Origin of the sequence: Streptomyces liliifuscus, from assembly GCF_016598615.1 — a bacterium.
Lineage (GTDB): Bacteria > Actinomycetota > Actinomycetes > Streptomycetales > Streptomycetaceae > Streptomyces > Streptomyces liliifuscus.
Genome location: NZ_CP066831.1, coordinates 1589285 through 1613621, shown reverse-complemented (window position 1 = coordinate 1613621; position 24337 = coordinate 1589285). Strand labels below are relative to the sequence as shown.

Below are 24337 nucleotides of genomic sequence, written 5' to 3'. Positions count from 1 at the left end.
GGGGGTGTGCCGGATGGTCCGGGCTGCGCCCGCGCGCAAGCATTGGATCATGAAATGGCATAGGTCAGGATTCGTCTTAACCCTGCTCGTCTGCCTCGGCATCGTGGCCTCCGGCACGACACCGGCGTCGGCCGCGTCCACGGACAGAGAGGTCGTCGAGGCCCTCCAGCGCGGCGCCCATCCGCTGCGTACCGTCGAACCGCGGGGCGACACCGGTGATCTCCGCCCCCTCGCCCGCATGATCGGCGACGCACGCGTCGTCGGCCTGGGCGAGGCCACCCACAGCACACACGACTTCTTCGCCATGAAGCACCGCGTCTTCCGCCACCTCGTCGAGGAGAAGGGCTTCCGCACCTTCGCCCTGGAGGCCAGTTGGAGCACGGGCCTGCGCCTCAACGACTACGTCCTGTACGGCACGGGCGACCCCCGGCGCATCATGCGGGACGAGTTCCAGCGCGACTACCGGCTGTGGAACAACGCCGAGTATCTGGAACTGCTCGAGTGGATGCGCGCGTACAACCGCCAACACCCCGACGATCCGGTGCGGTTCATGGGCGACGACTTCGCCTACAACGGCCCCGAGCTGTACGACATGGTCACCGAGTATGTGGCCCGCGACCACCCGGGCCTGCTGGACCGTGTGAACAGGCTCTACCGCGGCCTGCGCCCGACCGTCCAGGCCGGTGAGTACATCGAGCGGTACCTGAACCGTCCGCTCGCCGAGCGCAAGGAGATGGCGGTCAGGACCGGTGAGGCACTTGAGCTGATCAAGGGCGCCGGTGGGTCCGGCGAGGCGTACGACTGGGCGGTCCAGCACGCGACGGCCATCGACCAGACGGCCCGCGGGTACGACTTCGACGCCGATGACCCCGAACAGGTCGCCGCCTGCATGCTCTACCGCGACCGGATCATGGCGGACAACGTGGCCTGGTGGCAGCGGCACACCGGCACCAAGGTCCTGCTGTCGGCCCACAACGCCCACGTCGGCTATGTGACGCACGAGCCGGAGCACTACCCGAAGATGCAGGGCGCGTTCCTGCGTGACGAACTGGGCCGTGCGTACGTCAGCGTCGGATTCACCTTCGACCGGGGCTCGTTCAACGCGACAGGACCGGACGGCAGGCTCCAGCGCTTCACGGTGGGTCCGGCGGCCCCGGGGAGCAACGAAGCCACCCTGGACCGCGTGCGCCACCGCGACTACGTACTCGATCTGCGCACCGCCCCGGCCGCCGCCCGTACATGGCTGTCGACGGCCAGGCCGACGCGCAGCATCGGCACGGACTACCCGGAAGCGGACCGCGACATCGCACTCGCCCCGAGCCACGACATCCTCATCCACCTTCACCGGGTGGAGGCCTCGCGGCTGCGGGACGGCTAGGAGCCGCGACCGGTTCAGGCGTACAGCCTGTCCAGGAAGGCCGACAGATGGCCGGTCGCGCGGGTGATCTGCTGTTCCAGCTTGAGGCTCTCCTCGATACGGGACCCGGAGTCGAGCTGCTTCCTGCCGCGCAGGTACAGGGAACAGGAGAGGTCGGCGCACATGTAGATGCCGACCGAGTTGCCCTCGCGACCGGCCGCGCCCACCTTGCGGGCCGTCATCAGGGAGACGCCGTTGCCCGGGTGGGTCGTCAGACAGACCGAGCACATGCTGCGGTGCAGGAAGCCGCGTTGCCGGGAGGGGAAGCGCAGGGTCACACCGGTGGGCCGGCCGGCCCGCTCGGCCACCAGGTAGCTGCGGTCGGGTGCTCCGGGATCTCGCCAGCCCAGGAAGTCCAGGTCGTCCCACGGTCGTTCCGCCAGATCGCGCGGTACCGCCAGGCGTTTGGCCTCGCCCTTGGAGCAGTTGACAAATGAGTTGCGGATGTCCTGCTCGGAGAGTGGTCTCATCGTGAAGGGTTCTCCTGGCGAGTCGGTAGTCGGTAGTCGGTAGTCGGTAATCGGCAGGTCGGTTGTCGGTTGCGGGGAAACCTAGGATGCCTAGGTTTTGGCCTAGGGTATGTAGTCGTGCCGAGGGGGATCCAATGAATTTCGGGGGCACCCGAGAAGGCTCACCGCGGGCGCGGGCCCTGCGTCATGTCGCGGCGCTGTCGTCCGGGCCCGCCCTCGACCCGGCACTGCGAGTGACCCTGAATCTGCACCCGGACCGCCTGGTGCGCGGGCGCCCGATCCTGGAGGCGCTGGCCGAGGACGGCACGTACCGCTCGCAGTTCGTCACGGGCACCAGCAACGGCGGCTTGACGGCCCATCCCGGCGGCGACCGCTGGCGCTGGGAGAGCAGGATGTTCGGCGGGGCGTACGACACGGCGGCCCCGCAGGAGCGGCCGGTGTACGGAGCGCTGGACTTCCGGCACCAAGTGGTCGGCGCCGCACCGAGATTCGGCTCCGCGCACTTCCGGCTGGCCTCGGACGCACTGTGGCGCGCCACGTTCTGCTATCCGGACAGTTCCGTCGATCCCACGGCGTTCGGGGTCGCCGACGGGATGTCCCTCATCGGCCTGGCCGAGGCGGACGACCGGGACGCCCTCGACGACTACATCGAGGTGCAGGTGCACGGACGGGTCGCCCTGGACCGGGACATGGAGGCGCTGGTCCTGGACCCCTGCTACCGCGGCACCCCTGTCGAGGCCGCGGCCCTGCGGCTGCCCTGCCCGGTCGAATGGCACCCCGGCTACCGGCTCTCCGTCGAGGAGTTGAGCCGCCACCCGGACTTCCGCGGTGCGCGGTACGTCGAGTTGGGGGAGCGGATCGCCGAGGACGGGCACCTCGACCCGCGGGTCATCGGCGATGCCGCCCGCACGGGGCGTCACGATCCGCAGGACCTGAAGAAGGTGTGGCACTGCCTGGCCAGGTTCGGGGCACCAGCCGGACGAACCGCTCCGATCGGCGAGACCGCGGGCCGGGCGGCTCGCTAGTCGAGGGGAGTGGTGGCCGGTGGCCAGGTGCCAGGGGTGAGCACGCCCAGGGCGTAGGCGCGGGCGACCAGTTCCGTGCGGTTGGCCGCGTTCCAGCGGCGGGTCAGGCGGCGCAGATGGTAGTTGACGCCGTCCACGGTGAGGCCGGTCTCGCGGGCGGCGTGCGCGGTGGTCGCGCCGCCCGCGAGCAGGGCCAGGATGCGGGCCTCGGCCGGAGTGGCGGGCGGCTCGGCGGGAGCCGGTGCCGGCGTCCCCGGCTCGCGTTCGCCGAGCACTCGCAGCAGGACGAGCAGCGTGGTGGTCGCGTCGACGGTGTCGCTGACCGGGTCTGCCGTCAGCTCGCCGTACCGCTCGGTGCCGCCGGGGGTCCGCCAGCGGACCGAGATCTGGTAGCGCGAGCGATGACGCAGACGCAGCGCCTCGGCGATGCGCTCCACCTGCGTCGCCTCCTGGGGCTGGAAGAGATCCAGTACGTCCCGGCCGCGGAGGCCGCCCGGAGTCGCACCCCGTTCCGCCGCCATCGCCGGGTTGGCCAGGATGATCGCCCCGTAGACGTCACACACCGCGATGGGCATCGGGATGCGGTCGAAGAGGGTCATGGCCCGGTTGCGCCAGACCACCGCGGACTCGGGAGGTACGTCGGGCATGGTCAGGCGTCGTCGTCGCTGTCGTCGTCGTCCGGGTGTGCGTCCGCGTTGGACAGGCGCAGCGCGAGGGTGCGCAGGAGTTCGGTGCTCTTGATCTCGGTCCGGCCCGTGTCGTGGACCTCGGCGAGTTCCGAGAACAGGAAGGCGAAGGCGCCGACCAGGGAGATCGCCGCGGGCATCAGGGCGTCGATGACGGCCTGACCCGCCTCGGCCGGGGTCGCGTCGCCGGGGACCTCGACCGACGGGAACACCTCGGTGACCAGCCTGCCGAGCTGTGCCTCTCCGGCGTCTATGTCGACCTCGACGTCCTCGTTGAGCCTGCGCACCATCTCCTGGGTCTCGGTGAGGACGCCGATGGCTCGCAGGATGATCTCGCTCTGTTCCATGTGGCGGAGCCTATGCGCTCCGCTTGGTCGGCGGGGAAAGCGTGCTGGGCGTTGTGATTCGGGTGCGGGTCGGATCGGGCTGGTCGCGCAGTTCCCCGCGCCCCTGGGTGGGAAGGGGTGCCCCGAGTTGCAAGGGGCGCCGGACAGAAAGCGCTACACGATCATGTAGCTCTGTGGTGCGAACGGGCGCGAGGGCTGGTTGAAGCTGGGACAGCCGTGACTTCCGTACCACGAAAGGCAGTTGTCGCGTCATGACCCCCACCGTGTCGCATCCGCATGTTGTCGGGACCCTTGATGGTGTTCCTGTTGTCGATATCTCCGCCGTCGGACCGGGCCGCACCCCACTGCAGCAGGTCATGGAGTTGAGCCGGGCCCACGGGCCGGTGCTCGTGCGGCGGCTGCACGGGCGGGACACCCTGTTCGTGAGCGACCTTGAACTGGTGACCGAACTCGCAGACGAGACGCGGTTCGCCAAGCATGTCGGGCCCGCTCTGGAGAACGTGCGGGAGTTCGCCGCGGACGGGCTCTTCACGGCGTACAACGACGAGCCGAACTGGGCCAAGGCGCACGACATCCTGATGCCGGCCTTCGCGCTCGGGTCGATGCGGACGTATCACCCGGTGATGCTGAAGGTGGCGCGCAGGCTGATCGACTCGTGGGATCGCGGCGCCCGCGACGGGTCTCCGGTGAACGTTCCGGACGACATGACGCGGATGACGCTCGACACCATCGGTCTTGCCGGGTTCGGCTACGACTTCGGATCCTTCGAGCGGGACGAGCCGCATCCGTTCGTCGAGGCCATGGTCAGGTGCCTGGAGTGGAGCATGACCAGGCTGAGTCGCCTCCCCGGCCAGGACCACTCCGCGGCGGACGCGGCCTTCCAGGGCGACGCCGACTACCTGGCGCAGGTGGTCGACGACGTGATCGAGGCCCGCGTCTCCGAAGGAGAGGACACCGCCGAGGACCTGCTCGGACTCATGCTCTCGGCCGAGCACCCCGTCGACGGGACCACACTCGACACCGCCAACATCCGCAACCAGGTGATCACCTTCCTGATCGCGGGCCACGAGACCACGTCCGGCGCCATGTCGTTCGCCCTCCACCACCTCGCCAAGCACCCCGCCGTGCTCCAGCTCGTACAGCGCGAGGTGGACGCGCTGTGGGGCGACGCGGCCGACCCCGAGCCGACGTTCGACGAGGTCGGGCAGCTCGCGTACACCCGGCAGGTGCTCAACGAGGCGCTGCGGCTGTGGCCGACGGCCGCCGTGTTCGGTCGGCACGCACGTGAGGACACGCTCCTCGGCGGGCGGATCCGGCTGAGCGCCGGGCAGGGCGTCATGGTGCTCGCTCCGATGCTGCACCGGCAGCCGGTCTGGGGCGACAACCCCGAGCTGTTCGACCCCTCGCGCTTCACACCGGAGGCGGAGGCCGCGCGCTCCCCGCACGCGTTCAAGCCGTTCGGCACCGGTGAACGCGCCTGTATCGGGCGGCAGTTCGCGCTCCACGAGGCGACCATGCTGCTGGCGATGCTCGTCCACCGCTACCGGCTGAACGACCACGCCGACTACCGGCTCACGGTCAAGGAGACGCTGACGCTCAAGCCCGACGGCTTCACGCTCACGCTCACCCCGCGCACGACGGCCGACCGGGAGCACGCCCAACTGCCCGGCGTCGCACGGCGGCAGGACACGGTGGCCGACGAGAGGGCGCTGCCCTCCCGGGTGCGCCCCGGCACCCGAGCGCTCTTCCTGCACGGCAGCAACTACGGGACCTGTCGTGAGTTCGCCGCCCAACTGGCCGACGAGGCAGCCGTGTTGGGGTGCGAGACCGAGGTGGCGGCGCTGGACGCGTATGCCGCCGGGCTGCCCACGGACCGCCCCGTCGTCATCACCGCGGCCTCCTACAACGGCCGGCCCACCGACGACGCCACCGCCTTCGCCGCCTGGCTCGACGAGGCCCCGGCCGCGCCGGACCTGACGTACGCGGTCCTGGGTGTCGGCGACCGCAACTGGGCCGCCACCTACCAGCACTTCCCCACCCGCATCGACGACCGGCTGGCCGAACTGGGCGGGACCCGGCTCCTGGACCGCACGGCCGCCGACGCCTCCGGCGACCTCGGCGGGACCGTCCGCGGCTTCACCGCAGAGCTGCGCACGGCCCTGCTGGAGAAGTACGGCGACCCGGACGCCACGGACGACACCGCACAGGGCGACACGGTGGCCGCCTACGAGGTCCGTACGCTGACCGGCGGCCCCCTCGACGCGCTCGCCGCCCGGCACGACCTCGTCCCCATGACGGTCACCGAGGCCCACGACCTCACCGCCCCCGGCCACCCGCGCACGAAGCGCTTCGTGCGGCTCGCCCTGCCCGACGGCACGGCCTACCGCACGGGCGACCACCTCACCGTGCTGCCCGTCAACTCGCCGGAACTCGTCGAGAGGGCGGCGGCCGCGCTCGGTGTGGATCTCGACGCCGTGCTCGACATCCGGGCGAGCCGTCCGCGCCGCGACGGCATCGCGGTGGACCGTCCATTGACGGTACGTCAACTGCTCGCGCATCACGTGGAGTTGCAGGAGCGTCCCACCGCCGACCGGGTGGCGGTGCTCGCCGCCGCCAATCCGTGCCCGCCCGAACGGGCCGCCCTCGCCAAGGTCCAGGACTCCGATCCGCGGACCCTGATCGAGCTCGTCGAGGCGTACCCCGCACTGCGCGGAGCACTGGACTGGCCGCTGCTGCTCGAAGAGATCCTCACGCCGCTGCGCCCCCGCACCTACTCGATCTCGTCCTCGCCCGCCACCGACCCTTCCCACGCCGACCTGATGGTCTCGCTGCTGGAGGCGCCGGCCCGCTCGGGGAACGGCGTCCACACAGGGACCGGCTCCGGTCATCTGAGCGCGGTCAAGCCGGGCGACACCGTGCTGGCCCGGATCCAGCCGTGCCGGGAGGCCTTCCGCGTCGACCACTCGGCACCGGTCGTCATGGTGGCCGCGGGAACGGGCCTCGCCCCCTTCCGCGGAGCCATCGCGGACCGCGCCGCGGCCGGCGCCCAACTGGCGCCCGCTCTCTGCTACTTCGGCTGCGACGCCCCGGACGCCGACTTCCTGCACGCCGAGGAACTCCGCGCCGCCGAGACCGCCGGAGCCGTCTCGCTGCGCCCCGCATTCAGTGCGGCTCCCGTCGACGGCGTGTCCTTCGTCCAGCACCGGATCGCCGCCGAGGCGGACGAGGTGTGGGAGCTGCTGAACTCCGGTGCCCGTGTCTATGTCTGCGGCGACGGATCACGAATGGCACCCGGGGTGCGCGACGCCTTCCGTACCCTGTACCGGGACCGTACGCAGGACGCCGACGACGCGGCCTGCGAGCGGTGGCTCGACGAGCTGATCGCGGCGGGCCGCTATGTGGAGGACGTGTACGCGGCCGGGTGAGCCGCGCGGTGGCGGATCGCCGACCGGGCGGGCGCAACACCGAGCGGCACAACGACGAATACGGGGTGGGGCGGGATGTCGGAGGAGCGGGCCGGACGGATCCTGGAGGCGGCCGGGTTTCCGCCCGGCAGCCTCGTCGGCCGCCGTCCGATGAGCGGTGGGACGTACAACACCGTCGAGGAACTCCGCCTCACCGACGGCAGTCGGTACGTGCTGAAGATCCCGCCCCCGCCGACCGTCCCCGGTATGAGCCACGAGCGCGAACTCCTCGTCTCGGAGGCGGAGTTCTACCGCGCCGCCGCCACGGTCGACGTGCCCGCGCCGCGGGTCGTGCACGTCGGCCCGGACGCGTCCGAAGGCAGCCATCTCCTGATGACGGCCTGCCCCGGCGACTCGTGGGACACCTACCCGGACGCTGAACAGGGGGCGTTGCGCCAGGAGTTGGGGCGGCACGTGGCCCGGCTCCACGAGGTGACGGGCCCCGGGTTCGGCTACCCGTCCGGGGCGCTCGGCCCCCTGTCCGCCGACTGGCGTACGGCCTTCACCGGCATCTACGACGCCGTCCTTGAGGACGCCCGCCGGTACGAGGCCTGGCTGCCGCGCCCGGTGGACGAGGTGGCCGCCGCGGCCAAGACGGCGTACGACTCCCTGGACGAGGTCACCGTCCCGCGCCTGGTGCACTTCGACCTGTGGCAGGGGAACATCCTGGTCGACCGGCCGGAAGGCGGCGGCGAGCCCCGGATCGGCGGACTGATCGACGGTGAGCGCATGTTCTGGGGAGACCCGCTCGCGGACTTCGTCTCCCTGGCGCTCCTCGGTGACATCAGGAAGGACCATGACTTCCTGACGGGCTATCAAGAGGCGGGCGGGCGGGCCGAGTTCACCCACTCGGCCCGCCGCCGCCTCGCCCTCTACCGCAGTTATCTCTACCTGATCATGCTCATCGAGACCGTCCCGCGCGGCGCGGGGGACGAACAGGTCGCCTGGGTCAGGGAACGCGTCGCCCCGGAACTCACCGCGGCCCTGGACGAACTCGGCCAGTGAGGCTCAGGCCGCCTTCCGGGCCCTCCCGTCGTGCTCCCGGATGATCTCCGCGTACCGTCGCCCGCTGCCCTTCACCGTGCGCCGTTGCGTCCGGTAGTCGACGTGCACGAGCCCGAAACGCTTGTCGTAGCCGTACGCCCACTCGAAGTTGTCCAGCAGCGACCAGGCGAAGTAGCCCACGAGAGGAACCCCCTTGCGGACGGCCGACGCGCAGGCCGCCAGATGCTGCTCCAGGTACAGCGTGCGCTCGGGGTCGTCGACCGTGCCGTCGGCGCGTACGACGTCCGGGTAGGCGGAGCCGTTCTCGGTGACGTACAGCCGCCGGGCCCCGTAGTCGTCGGTGAGGCGCAGCAGCAGGCTCTCGATGCCGGACGCGTCGACCTCCCAGTCCATGCCTGTGCGCGGCACGCCCGGCCGGCGCACCGACTGGGCGAAGGGCGCCGGGCCGTCGGGGTCGTCGGTGACGGCCGACGGGAAGTAGTAGTTGAGGCCCAGCCAGTCCAGCGGCTGGGCGATGGTCGCCAAGTCGCCCGCCCGCTCGGGGAGTTCGACTCCGTAGACCTCGAGCATGTCCGCCGGGAAGCCGCGGCCGTGCACCGGGTCGAGCCACCAGCGGTTCGTGTGGCCGTCCATGCGCCGGGCCGCCGCGATGTCCTCGGGGCGGTCGGTGGCGGGCTCGATGCTGGAGAGGTTGTTGACGATGCCGACCTCGGCACCAGGGGCCGCTGCCCGGATCGCCTGGGCGGCGAGGCCGTGGCCGAGGAGCAGATGGTAGGAGGCGCGGACGGCCGCCGTGAGGTCCGTGAGGCCCGGAGCCATCTTCCCCTCCAGATGGCCGATCCACGCGGAGCACAGCGGCTCGTTGAGGGTCGTCCAGTGCCGGACCCGGTCACCGAGGCGCTCGGCGACGGCCGTCGCGTACGCCGCCAGGTGGTACGCCGTGTCGCGCTCGGGCCAGCCGCCCCGGTCCTGGAGCACCTGCGGCAGGTCCCAGTGGTAGAGGGTCACCGACGGCGTGATCCCCGCCTCCAGCAGACCGTCGACCAGCGCGTCGTAGAAGTCGAGCCCCTTGGCGTTCACCGGACCGTCGCCGCCCGGCACGACACGCGGCCAGGCCACCGACAGCCGGTACGCGTTGGTGCCCAGCTCCTTCATCAGGGCGATGTCCTCGCGCCACCGGTGGTAGTGGTCGCAGGCGACGTCCCCGTGGTCGTCGCCGTCCACCTTTCCCGGCGTGTGCGAGAAGGTGTCCCAGATGGAGGGCGAGCGGCCGTCCTCGGCGACGGCACCCTCGATCTGGTACGCCGACGTGGCCGTCCCCCACACGAAGTCCTGGGGGAGCGCGGCGAGGTCGATGGTCACAGAAGTCCTTTCGGAGGAAGGGGAGTTGGAGCGCAGGGAGGCGTCGGTCACTTCACGGCCCCGGCGGTGAGCCCGGCGACCAGATAGCGCTGGAGCAGCAGGAACCCGGCGACCACGGGGACGCTCACGACGAGCGAGGCGGCCATGACCTGGTTCCAGTACACGTCGTTCTGCGTGGCATAGCCCTGGAGGCCGACGGCGAGCGTGCGGGTGGTGTCGTTGGTCATCACCGACGCGAACAGCACCTCGCCCCACGCGGTCATGAACGCGTACACCGCGACCGCGACGATCCCGGGGACCGCGGCGGGCACGACGACCCGGAAGAGCGCGCCGAGCGGCCCGCAGCCGTCCACCATCGCCGCCTCGTCCAGATCCCGCGGCACCGACTCGAAGTAGCCGATCAGCATCCAGATCGAGAACGGCAGCGAGAACGTCAGATACGTGAGGATCAGACCGATCCGCGAGCCGAAGAGCGCGAGGCCGGTGGCGTTGCCGATGTTCACGTAGATCAGGAACAGCGGAAGCAGGAACAGGATCCCGGGGAACATCTGGGTGGACAGCACGGTCACGGTGAACAGGCGCTTCCCGCGGAAGCGATAGCGGCTCACCCCGTACGCGGCGAAGATCGCGATCACCACCGAGCAGACCGTCGCCGCGCCCGCCACGATCAGCGAGTTGACGAAGTACTTCGCCAGCGGAACGGTCGACCAGATGTCGATGTACGGGCGGATCGTCAGCCCGCTGGGCACCCAGCGGAACTCTCCCGACACGTCCTGCAGCGGTTTCAGCGAGCTGGACAGCATCACGTACACCGGAAGCAGGACGAAGCCGGTCAGCAGGGTGAGGAAGATCCGGCGCGACCAGAGGAAGGAGCGCGGCGCTGCCATCGGTGACCGCGGCGCCGACGGCGACCGCTTGGCCGGCGACGGCTGGGACCGGGACCGCTTGGACAGCGGCTCCTCGGACAGTGACTGGCTAGACATCGGCCGCCCTCCGTCCGCGCGAGGTCAGGGCGAGGTAGACGCCCGTCACGACCAGCAGGAACAGCAACAGCAGCACGGACATCGCCGACCCCGTCCCGAAGTTCCATGTCACGAACGACGACTGGTATATGTGGATCGAGATCAGGTCCGCCGCCTCCGGCGCCGCCTTGCCGAACAGCACGTACGGCGTGTTGAAGTCGTTGAACGTCCACAGGAAGAGCACCAGGACCAGCACCTGGTTGACCGGGCGCAGCGAGGGCAGCGTGATGCGGCGGATCTGCTGGACCATGCCGGCCCCGTCGATCGCCGCCGCCTCGTACAGCTCCTTGGGGATGTTCTGCAGGCCCGCCATCACGATGAGGAAGGCGAACGGCCAGCCCTTCCACACCGACACGACGAGCAGCGCGACAAAGCTGTTGTCGCCGATCAGCCAGAAGGACGGGCTGTCGGTGAGGCCCAGCTGGTCGTGCAGCACGTGGTTCACCAGGCCGTTGTCCCGCTGGAACATGAACGCCCAGGTGATGACGGCCGCGTACACCGGAAGCGCGTACGGGATGAGGAAGATCGCCCGTAGGAAGCCGCGGCCGCGGAACGTCTCCTGCATGTAGACCGCGGCCGTCGTGCCGAGCAGCCAGCACAGGCCGACGGACAGCACGGTGAACGCGCAGGTCACGAAGAAGGAGTGGAGCAGCGCCTCGCCGACGGGCGCATCGAAGTCCACGGACAGGCTGTAGTTGTCGAACCCCGCCCAGGGCGCGGCGCCCCAGTCACGGATGTAGAACTGCGTGAGCTCCTTGAAGCTCATCACGATGCCGATGACCATCGGCACCAGATGGACGAGGAGTTCGAGCAGCAGGGCGGGCAGCAGGAGCAGATACGGCAGGGCGATACGGCGTACTCGCCCGGTGCGGCGGCGCGGGGTCGGCCCCGTCGCACCGGGCAACGCCTCCTCCCCGACCGCGGGTTGAGCGGTCACGGTCATCGAACGCTCACTTCTTCGGCATCTGCTGCTGAGCCTCGGAGAGCTTCTCCTTGACCGTGGCGGTCGTGACCGGCCGTCCGGCCGCCGCCTCCGCGAACAGCTCCTTCACGGCCGTGCCGACCGCCGTCTCGAACTGCGACTCGTTGGGCACCTGCGGCAGCGGGGCCGCGCTCTTGGCGAGCGTGTCCCGGATGACCTTCAGGGCGGGCGTGTTGAACGCGGGGTCCTGCTGGGCCGCCTTGACCGGCGGGATCGACCCGTAGGTCTTGTTGAGGATCGTCTGCTCGTCCGCGCTTGTCATGAAGTTCACGAACTTCACGGCGCCGTCGATGTTGTCGGTGTTCTTGAAGACGGCCAGGTTGATGCCCGCCACCATCGAGTTGACGGCGGTGTCCGCCCCCGGGCTGCCGGACTGGACCGGCACCGGCGCGACGCCCCACTCGTCGTCGCTCATGCCGTGCGCCTTGAGCGTGGTCGCGGCGGTCTGCCACATCACCATCGCCGTCTTGTCCTTGGCGAAGTCCTGCAGCGACTGGTTCTGCGCGTACTCGGCGTTGCCGGGCGCGATGACCTTGTCCTTGCCCATCAGATCGACGTACTGCTTGACCGCCGCGACGGCCCCGTCGGAAGTGAAGTCGGGCTTCCCGTCGGCGTCGAAGAAGTCGGCGCCGTGCTGCTTGCCGAGGACGAAGACGTGGTGGATGTTCTCCGACGGGTTGGAGCCCTCGGCGGCCAGCGCCCACTTGCCGTCCTTGGAGATCTTCTTCCCGTCGGCGACCAGTTCGTCCCAGGTGGCGGGCGGCGCGGATATCCCCGCGTCCGCGAACATCTTCTTGTTGTAGTAGAGCGCGTACGCCATCGAGTACAGCGGCACCGCCGCCGGATCCGAGCCGCTCGCCCCCGCCGAGCCGAGCGCCGACTCGACGAACCGGTCCTTGCCGCCGATCTTGCCGAAGTTCTTGGCGTCCCAGGGCAGCAGCGCGCCGGTCGCCTGGAGCGAGGCCGACCAGGTGTTGCCGATGTTGAGGACGTCCGGGCCCTGGCCCGAAGTGGTCGCGGCGAGAATGCGGTTGAGGAGGTCGGACCAGGGGATGACCTCCAACTTGACCTTGATACCGGTGTCCTTCTCGAACTTCTTCAGCTCGGGCGTGAGGATCTTCTTGTCCGCCTCGATGCTCGGGCCCTGGTTGGAGGCCCAGTAGGTGAGCGTCTTCGGCGAGTCGTTGGACCCGCCTTCCGTCGACGAGCCACCGCCGCAGGCGGTCACGGCGGCCAGCAGTGAGACGGTGACCGCGCTCGCGGCCGCGGCTCGGGTTCTGCGCATGACGTCTGGCGTCCCTTCCCGGAGGGAGATGCGCAAGGGCGCCGCGTTCACTTCCCGAACGCCCTCACGGCTTAATTTAGAACGTGAGTTAAGACCCGGAAGAAACTCGCGTCAAGGGATGACGCAGCGGTATCTTGCAGGTCGGGGGATGGCGGAGAGGAGCCACATGGCGGGGCGGAACGGTCGCACGGTGCGTGACCTGCGGCGGGGCAATCGCACAGCCGTGCTGCGGCGGCTCTACTTCGAAGGGCCGATGAGCCGTTTCGAGCTCGGCCCGGCCACCGGACTGAGTTCCGGTTCCATCAGTAACGTCGTCGCCGAGCTCGTCGGCGAGGGTCTGGTGGAGGAGGCGGGCAGCGTCGACTCCGACGGCGGCCGCCCGCGCACCCTGCTGCGCGTCGCCCCCGCCAGCGGCCACATGATCGGTGTGGACGTCGGCGAGACCCGCGTACGCGTCGAGCTCTTCGACCTCACCCTCACCGAACTCGCCCGCACGGAACGGCCCTTGGAGCATCAGGGCTACGACGTCGACGTCATCGTCGGCCACATCCGTGACGGCATCGCGGAGGTCCTCGCCGCCGCCGAGATCGCCCCCGAGCGGCTGCTGGGCGTCGGCATCGGGGTGCCCGGCATCGTGGAGCGCACCCCGGCCGAGGGCGCCGTCGTGCACGGCCAGACCATCGGCTGGCCGGCCGTCCCGCTGGAGTCCCTGCTCCGCACCGCCTGCGGGCTCCCGGACTCCGTCCCGTACTTCACCGACAACGGCGCCAAGACGCTCGGCCAGGCCGAGATGTGGTTCGGCGCCGGACGCGGCGCGGACAACGCGGTCGTGGTCCTCTTCGGCTCCGGCGTCGGCGCCAGCCTCGTCACGGACGACGTGGAGCGTGGCCGGGCCGTGGAGTGGGGGCATCTGACCGTACGGGTCAGGGGGCGCCGCTGCCGGTGCGGTGCGCTCGGCTGCCTGGAGGCCTACGCGGGCGCCGAGGCCCTCCTGGAGCGCTGGGAGGAGGCGGGCGGACGGCCACCCGAGCGGGTCGACGAGGAGACCGCGCTCACCGCGATGCTCGCCGCCGCCTATCCGGCCGACGGCTCGGCGGCCGACCCGATGGCACTCGCGGTGCTGGAGGAGACGGCCGAGTACCTGGGCGCGGGTCTGTCCGACCTGATCAACCTCTTCCAGCCCGAGCGCATCCTGATCGGCGGCTGGGCCGGACTCCAGCTCGGCTCCCGCTTCCTGCCCGCCGTCCGCGAGCACGCCGTCTCGTACGCGCTGCGCCATCCCGCCGAGCGGGTCACCATCGAGCTCGGCGCCCTCGGCCCCGACGCGGTCACGGTCGGCGCGGCGATCCTCCCGCTCGCCGACTTTTTCGCGCGCGGCGGACGACGCCCGGGCCCCGAATCGGGCGACAGCCAGCTCCCGGCGTGGCGCGCGGCCATGGAGGAACGCGCTCCGCATTGACGCCTTCGAGGGGTTTCGCCGGCCGCGTGGGCAGGTACACGCACCAGGGCCGACGAGGAGTTCTGGCCGACGACGAATTCCGTCGGACGAGGAGTCCCGCCCGGCCAGGAGTCACACCGACGAGGAGGGGAGCGTACCGTGAGCGACGACCGGACGAAGAGGCCCGGGGAGGACGCGGGTCCTGTCCCCCGGGACATGCCCGACCAGCAGGCCCAGGAGGGCGGGGACCGCTGGGACGTCACGCCCGCCGACCCCACGCAGGGCGAGGGCTCCGACGAGGACACGCCGGAGTCGCACACCGACATCCCGGACACCGACGAGGCGGGCACGCGCCGACGGGGCGACGAGGACTCCAGCAGCACCGTGCACCCCGAACACCCCGGGGCGGAGGAGTCCCCGGCCTGAGCCGATACCTCGGTTCAGGGGCCCGCGCGGTCGTGGTCAGGTGCTCAGGCGAAGTCAGGTGCTCAGGCGAAGGCGTTCACGCCGGTGAGCTCCGCGGACAGGTTCCACAGGCGGGCCGCGGACACCGGGTCGACGGCGTAGTCGCGTACGCCGACGCGTTCGCCGTCGGCCGGGGCGGGCTCGGAGATGTCGCAGTCCTCGCAGTAGACGCCGCCCATGCCGGACAACTGGGGCGAGGTCGCCGCCCACACCTGGGTGGCCGCGCCCTGTTCGGGGGTCTTGAAGCCCGCCGGGTTCAGCGGGGTGCCGTTCTCGTCGATCCAGCCGCGCTCGACCATCTCCTCCTTGGGGAGGTGCCGCTGGAGCGGGGTGAGGATGCCGCCCGGGTGCAGCGAGAAGGCCCGTACGCCGGAGTCCTTGCCGAGGGCGTCGAGCTGTACGGCGAACAGGACGTTGGCGGTCTTCGCCTGCCCGTACGCCTGCCACTTGTCGTAGCCCTGCCGCCAGTGCGGGTCGTCCCAGCGGATGTCGGAGTAGTGGTGGCCGGCCGAGGAGACGGAGACCACGCGGGCACCGCCCGGGGCGAGCGCCGGCCAGAGCCGGTTGACGAGGGCGAAGTGGCCCAGGTGGTTGGTCGCGAACTGGGCTTCCCAGCCGGGGCCGACGCGGGTCTCCGGGCAGGCCATGATCCCGGCGTTGTCGATGAGGATGTCGATCGTGCGGTCCGAGGCGAGGAACCGCTCGGCGAAGGCGCGGACGCTGTCCAGGTCGCCGAGGTCGAGCTCGTCCACCTCGACACCGTCGAGGCCCGCGACCGCTTCCTCGGCGACCGGCCTGCGCCGCGCCGGGACGACGACCCGGGCACCCGCCTTGGTGAGCGCGCGCGTCGTCTCCAGGCCGAGACCCGAGTAGCCGCCGGTCACGATCGCCAGCTTGCCCGTGAGGTCGATGCCGTCGAGCACGTCGTCCGCGGTGCTCCGGAGGTCGAATCCCGAACCGATCTTGTGCTGTGCAGTGGTCATACGGCCGACGCTACGAATTGAAGCGCTCTCGAAGTCAAGCTCGGCCCGGCGTGGCGCACGGGAAGCGCGCGAAGAAAGGGAAAGGCCCCGACCGGACGGGGGAATCACGATCGGGGCCGTCTGTGGGTGGCCGCGGATGGCGGTCGCCTCTCGGCGGAATGCTCCACAGGGCTTCAGCCGAACGATCTTCCCTGTGGGCGGAAGGTGAGGCCCGGGGACACTGTCCCATCCGCACCCACAGCTGATTTAACGGGAAACTACCGGCGAGTGTTCCCAGGTCCGCACGGCGTTTCCCGTGACGTGTGTCACGACCGCGGAAGCGCGCGCGAGGAGGAGCCCCACGAGGAGGCGGAACGGTCGCGGCCGACGAGCCGACCTGGCGTCGTGGCGTCCGGCGGGCTGGCGGCGGTCAGGGGCCGGGCACGCCCGGTGGTGTCTCGCGACGCCCGGTCCACGCCAGCAGCTCCTCCGCGGTCCAGGTGTTGACCACGCGCTCAGGAGGTACGCCGCACTCCTCGGCCCGCGCGCATCCGTACACCTGCCAGTCGAGCTGCCCGGGCGCGTGGGCGTCGGTGTCCACGGAGAACAGCACACCCGCCTCGACCGCCCGGCGCAGCAGCCGACGCGGTGGGTCGAGCCGCTCCGGACGGCTGTTGATCTCCACCGCCGTACCCGTCTCGGCACAGGCGGCGAAGACCTCGTCCGCGTCGAACTCCGACTCGGGCCGCCCACGCCCGGTGACCAGCCGCCCCGTGCAGTGCCCCAGTACGTCGGAGTGCGGATCGCGTACGGCGGCGGCCATCCGGCGCGTCATCGCGGCCGCGTTCATCCGCAGCTTGGAGTGCACGGACACGACCACGAGATCGAGCCGGTCCAGCAGCTCCGGCTCCTGGTCAAGCGACCCGTCGTCGAGGATGTCGCACTCGATACCGGTGAGCAGCCGGAAGGGAGCCCAGCGCTCGTTGAGCTCCGCGACGAGGACGAGCTGTTCCCGCAGCCGCTCGGGGGACAGTCCGCGCGCCACCGTGAGCCGCGGGGAGTGGTCGGTGAGCACCGCCCACTCGTGCCCGAGCCGCGCCGCGGTGCGGCCCATCTCCGCGATGGGGCTGCCGCCGTCCGACCAGTCCGAGTGCAGATGACAGTCGCCGCGCAGCAGAGCCCGCAGCTCCTCACCGCCCCGCACGAGAGGGCCCGCGACCTCTTCTTCCTGCTCCAGTTTCTCCAGATAGCCCGGCGTCTGTCCGGCCAGCGCCTCGCGCACCACCTGCGCGGTCTTCGGCCCGATGCCCTTCAGGGACTCCAGCGACCCCTCGGCGGACCGCCGGGCCACCTCGTCGGCGGGCAGCCCCGTGACCACGGCCTCCGCCGTGCGGAACGCCTGTACGCGATAGGTGGGGGCCAGGGACCGCTCCAGCAGGAACGCGATCCGGTCCAGGGCCTCGGCCGGGTCCATACCTCCAGCCTGGCGCAGCCCGGCGCCGCCCGCACGGCAGCCGACATGGCCTCCTTGTGCCACCATGAACTGCGACCTCGTACGGACGCCGGCCACGCCGGCGCCGCCGAGTGCCACGACGACCGACAGCGCCGCCACGGCAGGCTTATCGGCGGCACGCGTGTGGAACCGGTGGGATCATGACTGAAATCGCAAGCCCCTACATCTCGCACCCGCGGATCACGGTCCTGGGCGTCCAGCCCGGCGATCCGCCCTTCCGCATCGTGGAGATCGACGGCGCTGTCATCGGCGAGGCCAGGAGCTTCACGGACGTCCTGATGGCCGCCGCGGCGTACGGCATTCCGGTGCATGACGCCGATGACCCGGCGGTGGTGCGGTGGGTCGGTGGAGACAAGCTCACCTGGCATCTTCGGTAGGGCTCCGCGGTAGCGCTCCGCCGAGGGGAGTGGGTACACCGCGGGCCGGTGGGGGTTGATCGCGTAGTTCCCCGCGCCCCTGTGGGGGCGCGTCGTGGTTCTCGACCGCTGTTCGGGTGAATGTGCTCGGGGGCGCGCGGACCTGGGGTTTTCGCGCCGTGGTGAGCCGTCGCGGGCGGGACGGCTTCGTGCATCGGCAGGTATCGGGAGGCGGGTGCGGCCGTGCATGGGCCCGCTCCCACGAGGGCACTTTGATCTTGGCGGTCACCGTGATCACGATCCGGCCCGGTTGCCCTGCGCGTATCCCTCCCTCGTACGACTGGAGTCGTGATGTTCCGTCGCCTCGCCCTGCCCGCGGCCCTGCTCGCCGCCGTCGCCGTCCTGGGCGCCGCTCCCGCCACGACGGCCGCGCCCACGGCACCCGCCGCGGGCTCCGTGTGTTTCTGGACCGGGGCCGGACAGCACGGCACGTCCTGGTGCTACACACCACCGGGCTATACGGACGTGCCGGAGTCGCTCCACGACAAGGCGGCCTCGTTCCGCTCGGACACCGGGACCGCGGTGTACGCCATCGACTGGGGCCGCGACACCTGCTACTACCGGCTGATCCGGGCGCACGACCTGGCCGACAACTGGCCCTGGGGCGCCCGGCTCGACGGGGTGTCCGACACCACGATGGGCTGCGAGGTCGGCTGAGCCGTGCGACTGCTGCGGGCGCTCGGCGCCGCCGCCCCGGTCGTACTGGCGCTGGTCGCACTGGGCGGGTGCGCCGCGCCGACCGGCGCGGAACGGGACGCGCCCGCGCTGCCCAGGACCGACCGGGAGCGTGACGACCTCATCAAGGCCGCTCAGCAGGTTCTCGTCGAACGGTGCCTGGCCGGGCGGGGGCTCTCCTCGAAAGGTGTCGCTGACGAAGGGCGGGGCGACGGAAGGGACGACGCCGCGGACCGGCGGCTGCAGGGCGCCCTCTTCGGCCGCGGCCGTCCAGAACTGTCCATCACCCTCGCCACCGGATACACCGTCAAGGCGCACACCGACGGCTGCCTGGCCGCCGCGCAGCGCGAGCTGTACGGGGACGAGAGGCGCTGGTTCCGCGCCCAGGTCGTCGTGAACAACCTCCGCGCCGAGGCCGGGCTGCGATTGAAGGACGACCCCGACTACCGGGCGGCGCAAGGCCGTTGGGCCCACTGCACCACACCGGACCACGGACCCGGGGCCGAGCGGCCGGACCCGGCCGTCGCCGCGCGCTGCGCACGCGAGAGCGGCCTCAACGAGGTGCGCGCCCGGCTGGAACCGGCCCTGCTGGACCAGGTCCGCGCCGACAGGCGCGACCAGTTGACCACCTACCGGCAGTTGCGCACCCGCGCACTGCACCGCGCGGCGGATCTGTACGCCGGGCGGACCGTTCCGGAGAACCAAGAGAAAGGCAGTACCCCTTCGTGATCATCAAGCGCTTCGCCGTCTCCGCCGCCGCGGCCGTCCTCGCCCTGAGCGGCGGGCTGGCCCTGGCCTCGCCCGCCGGCGCCGCCAGCTGTCCGAGCGGTGAGTTCTGCGTCTGGGAGAACGCCAACTTCGGTGGCCAGCGGGCCAACTGGTCGGGCGACGACGGCTGGTGGGAGAGCTGGATCGCCGACACCGACTCCTCCTGGGCCAACCACGGCATCTCCGGCCCCGGCATCAAGGACCACGTCCGGGTGTACGAGAACTCCGGTCAGGGCGGCGACATGACGATCTGCCTCACGCCCGGACAGGAGGTCGGTTACAACGGCGTGGCCAACGACCGCGGCGACTCGCACACGTGGGCCATGAACTGCTGACAGCCGCCGGCCGCGCGCCCGGCGGGTGACCTCAGGAGGGGAGTGGCACGCCCGGGAGACCGGGCGTGCCTCGTGACGAACAGGTCGCACGGCGGGGGTGCGTGACGAATGTGCGGTAAATGTCCGGGAACGGATACAGCGACCGAGGGCAGCACAACGTCCGCCGGGGGCAGCGGGTCTGCCCCTGTGACCAGCCCAACTCATGGGCAGAGCAAGGAAAAACGGGGTACCTCACATGTTCCGCACCGTCACGCGCCCGACCAGGCGCGTCGCCCTCGCCCTCGGTTGCGCGGCCGTCCTCGGTCTCGGACTCGCTTCCACAGCACCGGCCTCCGCCGCACCCGCCGTGGACCCGAACGACCGCTACACCGCCGAGGAGATCCACACCTTCCTCGGGGACTTCTACGGCGAGCACGGGCCCGGTGACTTCGCCCGGAAGTACGGCATCTCCGAGCACCTGAAGGAGAAGGTCGCGCAGAGCGAGGGCGTCGACGTCCTGCTCTGCGCGCAGAACGAGCCGCGGTCCATCGACATCGGCCCGGTCAGCACGGCCCAGTCCGCGGGCGTCGGCTACGCCACGGTGACCACGCACTGGGGCGACCAGGGCCAGGACACGGCGACCTTCACGGCGTACGTCGCCCTGGACGCCACGAGGCCGATCCAGCTGCAGGACACCGACTGCGAGGCGACCGGCTGACGCGGAGCCCCGGGCCTCGCACCCGGGGCCCGAACGGGCTGTGCGCAAATGGCTTGTGCCTGAACGACCTGAGCCCGAACGACCTGAGCCCGGCCGGGTGGTCCCGGCCGGGCTCAGGTCGTTCGGGCCGGTGCGGGTGAACGGCCGACCCCCCGGGTCAGTCGGCCGTGCGCCCGCACCGGCGGGTGGTGCTCCCGCGTCGGTGGCTGCGCCGTCCGGTCAGCCGACGGTCCACTTCTGGTTGGCTCCGCCGGAGCACGTCCAGATCTGGAGCCGTGTGCCGTTGGCGGAGTTGTTGCCCGTCACGTCCAGGCACTTGTTGGCCTGTGGATTCACGATGTCGCCCGCCGCGCTGACCACCCAGCGTTGATTGGCCCCGCCCCCGCAGTCCCAGAGCTGCACGGTCGAGCCGTCCGCCGTGCCGTTGCCCGTGACGTCCAGGCACTTGCCCAGCGCCCGGATCGAGCCGTCGGAGGCCACGGTCCACTGCTGGGCGGCGCTGCTGTTGCAGTCGTAGAGCTGAACGGGCGTGCCGTTGGCGGAGTTGGCGCCCGCCACATCGACGCACTTGCCCGCGAGCCCCCTGATGGGCGCACCGCCACCGGAGCCGTCGCTCGTCGTCACCTTCACCTCGTCCACGACGAGTTGCTGCGGGAACGAGGTCGAGCCGTCCGGGTCGCCCGGCCAGTAGCCGCCCACCGCGAGGTTGAGGATCAGGAAGAACGGCTTGTTGAACACCCACTGCCTGCCGCCCAGATCGGCGGGGGTGCGCCGCTGGTAGACATTGCCGTCGACGGACCAGGTGACCGCGTCGGGGCTCCAATCGATGGCGAAGGTGTGGAAGGCGTCCGCGAAGGCCTGGCCGCCGGGCAGTGAGTAGGCGCCGCCGATGCCGCCCGAGCCGGAGTAGCCGGGGCCGTGCAGGGTGCCGTGGACCGTCGAGGGCTCGAAGCCGACGTTCTCCATGATGTCGATCTCGCCCGAGTTGGGCCAGCCGACCTGCCCGATGTCGTTGCCGAGCATCCAGAAGGCGGGCCACATGCCCTGTCCGCGCGGCACCTTCAGCCGGGCCTCGACCCGGCCGTATGTCGTCGTGAACTTGCCCGCCGTGTTGAGGCGCGCGGAGGTGTACTCACAACGCCCGTACCAGCACTGGTAGTTGTTCGGGTTCTCGCGGCGGGCCGTGATCACCAGGTGGCCCTGGCCGTCCAGGGCCGCGTTGTTGGCGCCGGACGTGTAGTACTGCCGCTCGTGGTTGTTGACGTTGTCGCCGGTTTCTATCTGCCACTTCGAGGAGTTGACGGCGGCACCGGCGGGACCGTCGAAGGTGTCCGAGAACGTCACGGCCGCGGCGGCCTTCGGCTCGGGAGCCGCCTGTCGGGTGGCGGCCTGTCCCGTGTCCGCCTGTGCGGGCAGAACCGCGGCGGATGCGAGGAGCACGGCGGACAGGGCGGCGAGGAGGCATCTGCGGAGCAGGCGTGGCGAGTCCACGACTCTCCCTTCCGTACGGCGATCCCTGTGGGGGATGGGTGCCGACTGAGGTGGGGGGTGCGAGCTTCGACTCTTGATTTAAGAGGTGAGCTAAGGGAGCGTCAAGAGTTTGGTACGTACCATTCCTTCACAACTTGACGCTCACCCTCCCGGCTTCAAGCCTTCAGGCGTTCACGCCTTCGAGTTCTTGCCACGGCGCTTGCGCGGGTGCACCGCGCGGTTCAGCCGACGGCCGAGGAGCAGGTAACCGACCAGCGCTCCGCTGGTGTTGAGGATGACGTCGTCGACGTCGAAGGCGCGCCCGGTGATCACCGCTCCCTGCACCAGCTCGACCATCATCATCACGATCGCCGTGAGGAGGAGCACTCGCAGGATCCCGCGCACCTTGGGGACCAGTACGGGCAGCAGCACCCCGAAGGGGATGCCGAGGAGGAGGTTGCCGCCGATCTGCTTGAACGCGTCACGCAGTTCGGGCTGGTCCAGATAGGCGCGCAGGGAACGGCCCGGATGCAGGTTGCTGTGCGTCAGTGCCTCGGAGGCCGGCGACGGCTGCAACGTGATCTGCGCCAGCGCGGCGGCGAAGGCCACCATGGCGGCGAACGCGACGAGCATGACCAGGAACCGTACGACAAAGGGAAGTGGTCGTCGTTCGCCCGGAGCCGTCGACGGGCGAGGGGCGGACTTGGAGCCGGGAGAGCGCGACTTCTTGGTACGAGGGCTGGCTTTCTTGGCGCCGGAATGAGATGTGGAGCGAAGGCGTAGTGCGATGCGCGGGCGGGACACTGCGCGGGCCATTCAACCCTCCAGTTTTCAACTGTCGTCCGATGACAGGCGAGTACCCCCGAAGGGGTCGAGGATGCCGACGACATGTGTGCCGGGCCTGAACCGCCGATCGCCCCGGCTTTCCTGCGTGCTGCCGGGGCGATCGGTGTGCTCGGGCCGGAGAGGCGACGGTGGCGTCGACGAGCGTGCGCGGGCCGAGGTCACGGGCCGGAGTCACGGGCCGAGGCTCATGACCCGTACGTCACCTTCACCTCCTTGAAGCCCAGGGAGCCCAGCAGCCCCTTGAGCATGGCGGTGGTGTTCTCCTCGGCGCGGGCGGTCAGCTCGGTCTTCTTCGCGGCGTCACCGATGTGCCGGGCGGCGAGCCGCTGGACGGCCCGCTCGTCGTTCGGGTTGTCCGAGAAGACGTCGCCGAGCCGGTCGAGGAGACCGCGCTGCTTGGAGACGGCGTAGGACTGGTCGGGGTCGAGTGCGGGCTTGCCCAGGGCGGCGTGGGGGAGCCTGAGCGTGGCCGACGTGCGGTCCTTGTTGACCTTCACGTCTTCGTCGCGGATCTTTCCGAGGTCGACATAGGAGTCCACGGTGCCCGCCCCCACGTACAGGGTGCGGGTGCCACGGACCGCGTCCGGCAGGTACTTGGTGTCCTTCTCCAGATCCACCACCACCTGGAAGTTGCCCGAGGCGGCGTCGTAACGGCTCATGTCCTGAATGGACTTGAGGAGCGTGGGTCCTGTCCGGTCGTGGGTCTCCTCGCGGAAAACGTCACGCAGCCCGGGCAGCAGGCTCAGCTGCAGCCCGGCACCGAGTATCACCAGAACCAGCACGACCGCGCTCAGGATCTTGGCCCATCCGGGCATGCGCTTCAGGGACGTCGTCATGTGGCCGTCCTCCTTCCTCCTTCCTAGTGCCCCTCAAATCCATGGCCAGACAGGCGTGTTGACCGAATGGTTGACCACGTAAGAACCTCGGTGACTGCCTGGAGCGAGGGCTGTTGCCCGGAACACACCACGAGCAACGAACGGCCGCACAGAGAGCCTTCCGCTCCTCTGCCCTCACACATCACGTGCGACTTCAACGGCGACTTCTGTGGAGCGCCCCCGCCACCGCCGCCATGGCGACTACCCGCGTCCAGGCCGGTCCATCGCTCCGTTGGCGATCAGGTACGGCGACGGGACGGTCGGGGTCGGTCAGGCCGGCGAGATTCTGCAGTGGCGGAGCGCTGTCATAACGACTCCGAGGCGGTCTCGGGTCGGCCGAGGGCCTCTTCCATGGTCGACAGTGGAGGGAGCACGTCGTCGAGCCCGGTCACGTGCAGGATGCGCAGGGTCAGCGGGTGGGTGCAGACGAGGTGCAGTCGCCCGCCCCGGGCGAGGACCCGGCGTCGGGCCCGGTACAGCAGGCGCAGGCCCGAGCAGTCGAAGAACTCGATGTGCCTCAGGTCGAGCACGACCCGCGCGGCCGGGTGACCCGTGGCCGCGTCCAGGGCCGGGACGATGTCCAGCGCCGCGATGATGTCGATCTCTCCGTGGAACTCCAGCACGGTGTGCCCGCGGTCCTGGTGGACACGCAGATGAGGAGTGAACGGCGCGGACTCGTTGCGCACGACGACATCACCTCCAACAGGGTCACCGGGGGCCAGGGTGACGTCGTTCCGTGAGCGTGAACGCGGCCGTGTGCGGCTGGCGGCCGCCAAACCGGTCCCCACACAGCAAGTTACCCTCGATGGGGT

The 24337-nt window shown here is 70.4% G+C and carries 24 protein-coding genes; 11 read left to right on the top strand and 13 right to left on the bottom strand.

Going from position 1 to position 24337, the window contains the following annotated elements; translation table 11 throughout:
• Positions 1–49 precede the first annotated feature (49 nt).
• The gene (locus JEQ17_RS06970; protein WP_200394385.1) at positions 50–1378 is read left to right on the top strand and encodes an erythromycin esterase family protein; all 1329 of its coding nucleotides are present in this window, start codon (positions 50–52) and stop codon (positions 1376–1378) included.
• Positions 1379–1392: 14 nt separating this feature from the next.
• Here the strand turns inward: JEQ17_RS06970 and JEQ17_RS06965 are convergent, their stop codons facing one another.
• The gene (locus tag JEQ17_RS06965; RefSeq protein WP_200394384.1) at positions 1393–1887 is read right to left on the bottom strand and encodes an FBP domain-containing protein; all 495 of its coding nucleotides are present in this window, start codon (positions 1885–1887) and stop codon (positions 1393–1395) included.
• Between the two features lie 134 nt (positions 1888–2021).
• Here JEQ17_RS06965 and JEQ17_RS06960 point away from each other — a divergent pair, with 134 nt between their 5' ends.
• Positions 2022–2912: a DUF3626 domain-containing protein gene (locus tag JEQ17_RS06960; protein WP_200394383.1), complete on the top strand. Its 891-nt coding sequence runs from the start codon at positions 2022–2024 to the stop codon at positions 2910–2912.
• On the opposite strand, the gene JEQ17_RS06955 is transcribed toward JEQ17_RS06960, so the two are convergent.
• Complete coding sequence (locus JEQ17_RS06955) at positions 2909–3559, bottom strand: PAS domain-containing protein (RefSeq protein ID WP_200394382.1); 651 nt, start codon at positions 3557–3559, stop codon at positions 2909–2911. The two genes, JEQ17_RS06960 and JEQ17_RS06955, sit on opposite strands and share 4 nt — an antisense overlap.
• Before the next feature lie 2 nt (positions 3560–3561).
• Positions 3562–3945: a hypothetical protein gene (locus JEQ17_RS06950; protein WP_200394381.1), complete on the bottom strand. Its 384-nt coding sequence runs from the start codon at positions 3943–3945 to the stop codon at positions 3562–3564.
• Positions 3946–4196: 251 nt separating this feature from the next.
• Here JEQ17_RS06950 and JEQ17_RS06945 point away from each other — a divergent pair, with 251 nt between their 5' ends.
• Positions 4197–7370 (top strand): cytochrome P450, encoded by a 3174-nt coding sequence (locus JEQ17_RS06945; RefSeq protein WP_200394380.1) that lies wholly within the window; start codon positions 4197–4199, stop codon positions 7368–7370.
• Positions 7371–7445: 75 nt separating this feature from the next.
• Positions 7446–8414, top strand: coding sequence for a phosphotransferase family protein (locus JEQ17_RS06940; RefSeq protein WP_200394379.1), 969 nt, complete (start codon positions 7446–7448; stop codon positions 8412–8414).
• A 3-nt stretch (positions 8415–8417) separates the two neighbouring features.
• On the opposite strand, the gene JEQ17_RS06935 is transcribed toward JEQ17_RS06940, so the two are convergent.
• The 4 genes from JEQ17_RS06935 to JEQ17_RS06920 all read right to left on the bottom strand — a co-directional run bounded on the left by JEQ17_RS06935 (position 8418) and on the right by JEQ17_RS06920 (position 13065).
• On the bottom strand, positions 8418–9776 hold the full coding sequence (locus tag JEQ17_RS06935) for a GH1 family beta-glucosidase (RefSeq protein ID WP_200394378.1): 1359 nt from the start codon (positions 9774–9776) through the stop codon (positions 8418–8420).
• A gap of 47 nt (positions 9777–9823) precedes the next feature.
• Complete coding sequence (locus JEQ17_RS06930; protein WP_200401353.1) at positions 9824–10663, bottom strand: carbohydrate ABC transporter permease; 840 nt, start codon at positions 10661–10663, stop codon at positions 9824–9826.
• A gap of 88 nt (positions 10664–10751) precedes the next feature.
• A complete protein-coding gene (locus JEQ17_RS06925; protein ID WP_200394377.1) occupies positions 10752–11741 on the bottom strand; it encodes a carbohydrate ABC transporter permease in 990 nt (329 codons plus the stop codon).
• Between the two features lie 7 nt (positions 11742–11748).
• Positions 11749–13065, bottom strand: coding sequence for an ABC transporter substrate-binding protein (locus JEQ17_RS06920; RefSeq protein WP_200394376.1), 1317 nt, complete (start codon positions 13063–13065; stop codon positions 11749–11751).
• A gap of 166 nt (positions 13066–13231) precedes the next feature.
• Here JEQ17_RS06920 and JEQ17_RS06915 point away from each other — a divergent pair, with 166 nt between their 5' ends.
• The gene (locus JEQ17_RS06915) at positions 13232–14524 is read left to right on the top strand and encodes an ROK family transcriptional regulator (protein WP_200394375.1); all 1293 of its coding nucleotides are present in this window, start codon (positions 13232–13234) and stop codon (positions 14522–14524) included.
• A gap of 138 nt (positions 14525–14662) precedes the next feature.
• Complete coding sequence (locus tag JEQ17_RS06910) at positions 14663–14929, top strand: hypothetical protein (RefSeq protein WP_200394374.1); 267 nt, start codon at positions 14663–14665, stop codon at positions 14927–14929.
• A gap of 62 nt (positions 14930–14991) precedes the next feature.
• On the opposite strand, the gene JEQ17_RS06905 is transcribed toward JEQ17_RS06910, so the two are convergent.
• Positions 14992–15951, bottom strand: coding sequence for an SDR family NAD(P)-dependent oxidoreductase (locus tag JEQ17_RS06905; RefSeq protein WP_200394373.1), 960 nt, complete (start codon positions 15949–15951; stop codon positions 14992–14994).
• 409 nt (positions 15952–16360) lie between these two features.
• The gene (locus JEQ17_RS06900; protein ID WP_200401352.1) at positions 16361–17404 is read right to left on the bottom strand and encodes a PHP domain-containing protein; all 1044 of its coding nucleotides are present in this window, start codon (positions 17402–17404) and stop codon (positions 16361–16363) included.
• 179 nt (positions 17405–17583) lie between these two features.
• Between JEQ17_RS06900 and JEQ17_RS06895 the strand changes: the two genes are divergently transcribed.
• From JEQ17_RS06895 to JEQ17_RS06875, 5 genes are all read left to right on the top strand, one after another.
• On the top strand, positions 17584–17820 hold the full coding sequence (locus JEQ17_RS06895) for a hypothetical protein (protein ID WP_200394372.1): 237 nt from the start codon (positions 17584–17586) through the stop codon (positions 17818–17820).
• A 330-nt stretch (positions 17821–18150) separates the two neighbouring features.
• Complete coding sequence (locus JEQ17_RS06890) at positions 18151–18516, top strand: hypothetical protein (RefSeq protein ID WP_200394371.1); 366 nt, start codon at positions 18151–18153, stop codon at positions 18514–18516.
• Between the two features lie 3 nt (positions 18517–18519).
• The gene (locus JEQ17_RS06885) at positions 18520–19263 is read left to right on the top strand and encodes a hypothetical protein (RefSeq protein WP_234048109.1); all 744 of its coding nucleotides are present in this window, start codon (positions 18520–18522) and stop codon (positions 19261–19263) included.
• A 2-nt stretch (positions 19264–19265) separates the two neighbouring features.
• Positions 19266–19637, top strand: a complete 372-nt coding sequence (locus tag JEQ17_RS06880) for a peptidase inhibitor family I36 protein (RefSeq protein ID WP_200401350.1) — start codon at positions 19266–19268, stop codon at positions 19635–19637.
• A 235-nt stretch (positions 19638–19872) separates the two neighbouring features.
• On the top strand, positions 19873–20334 hold the full coding sequence (locus JEQ17_RS06875; protein ID WP_200394370.1) for a hypothetical protein: 462 nt from the start codon (positions 19873–19875) through the stop codon (positions 20332–20334).
• A 219-nt stretch (positions 20335–20553) separates the two neighbouring features.
• Here the strand turns inward: JEQ17_RS06875 and JEQ17_RS06870 are convergent, their stop codons facing one another.
• The 4 genes from JEQ17_RS06870 to JEQ17_RS06855 all read right to left on the bottom strand — a co-directional run bounded on the left by JEQ17_RS06870 (position 20554) and on the right by JEQ17_RS06855 (position 24211).
• Complete coding sequence (locus JEQ17_RS06870) at positions 20554–21825, bottom strand: ricin-type beta-trefoil lectin domain protein (RefSeq protein WP_200394369.1); 1272 nt, start codon at positions 21823–21825, stop codon at positions 20554–20556.
• 171 nt (positions 21826–21996) lie between these two features.
• Positions 21997–22620: a VanZ family protein gene (locus tag JEQ17_RS06865; RefSeq protein ID WP_200394368.1), complete on the bottom strand. Its 624-nt coding sequence runs from the start codon at positions 22618–22620 to the stop codon at positions 21997–21999.
• A gap of 215 nt (positions 22621–22835) precedes the next feature.
• Positions 22836–23486, bottom strand: coding sequence for a DUF4230 domain-containing protein (locus tag JEQ17_RS06860; protein ID WP_200394367.1), 651 nt, complete (start codon positions 23484–23486; stop codon positions 22836–22838).
• A 344-nt stretch (positions 23487–23830) separates the two neighbouring features.
• Positions 23831–24211 carry an anti-sigma factor antagonist gene (locus tag JEQ17_RS06855; RefSeq protein WP_234048108.1) on the bottom strand — a complete coding sequence of 127 codons (381 nt, stop codon included), beginning with the start codon at positions 24209–24211 and terminating at the stop codon, positions 23831–23833.
• Positions 24212–24337 lie beyond the last annotated feature (126 nt).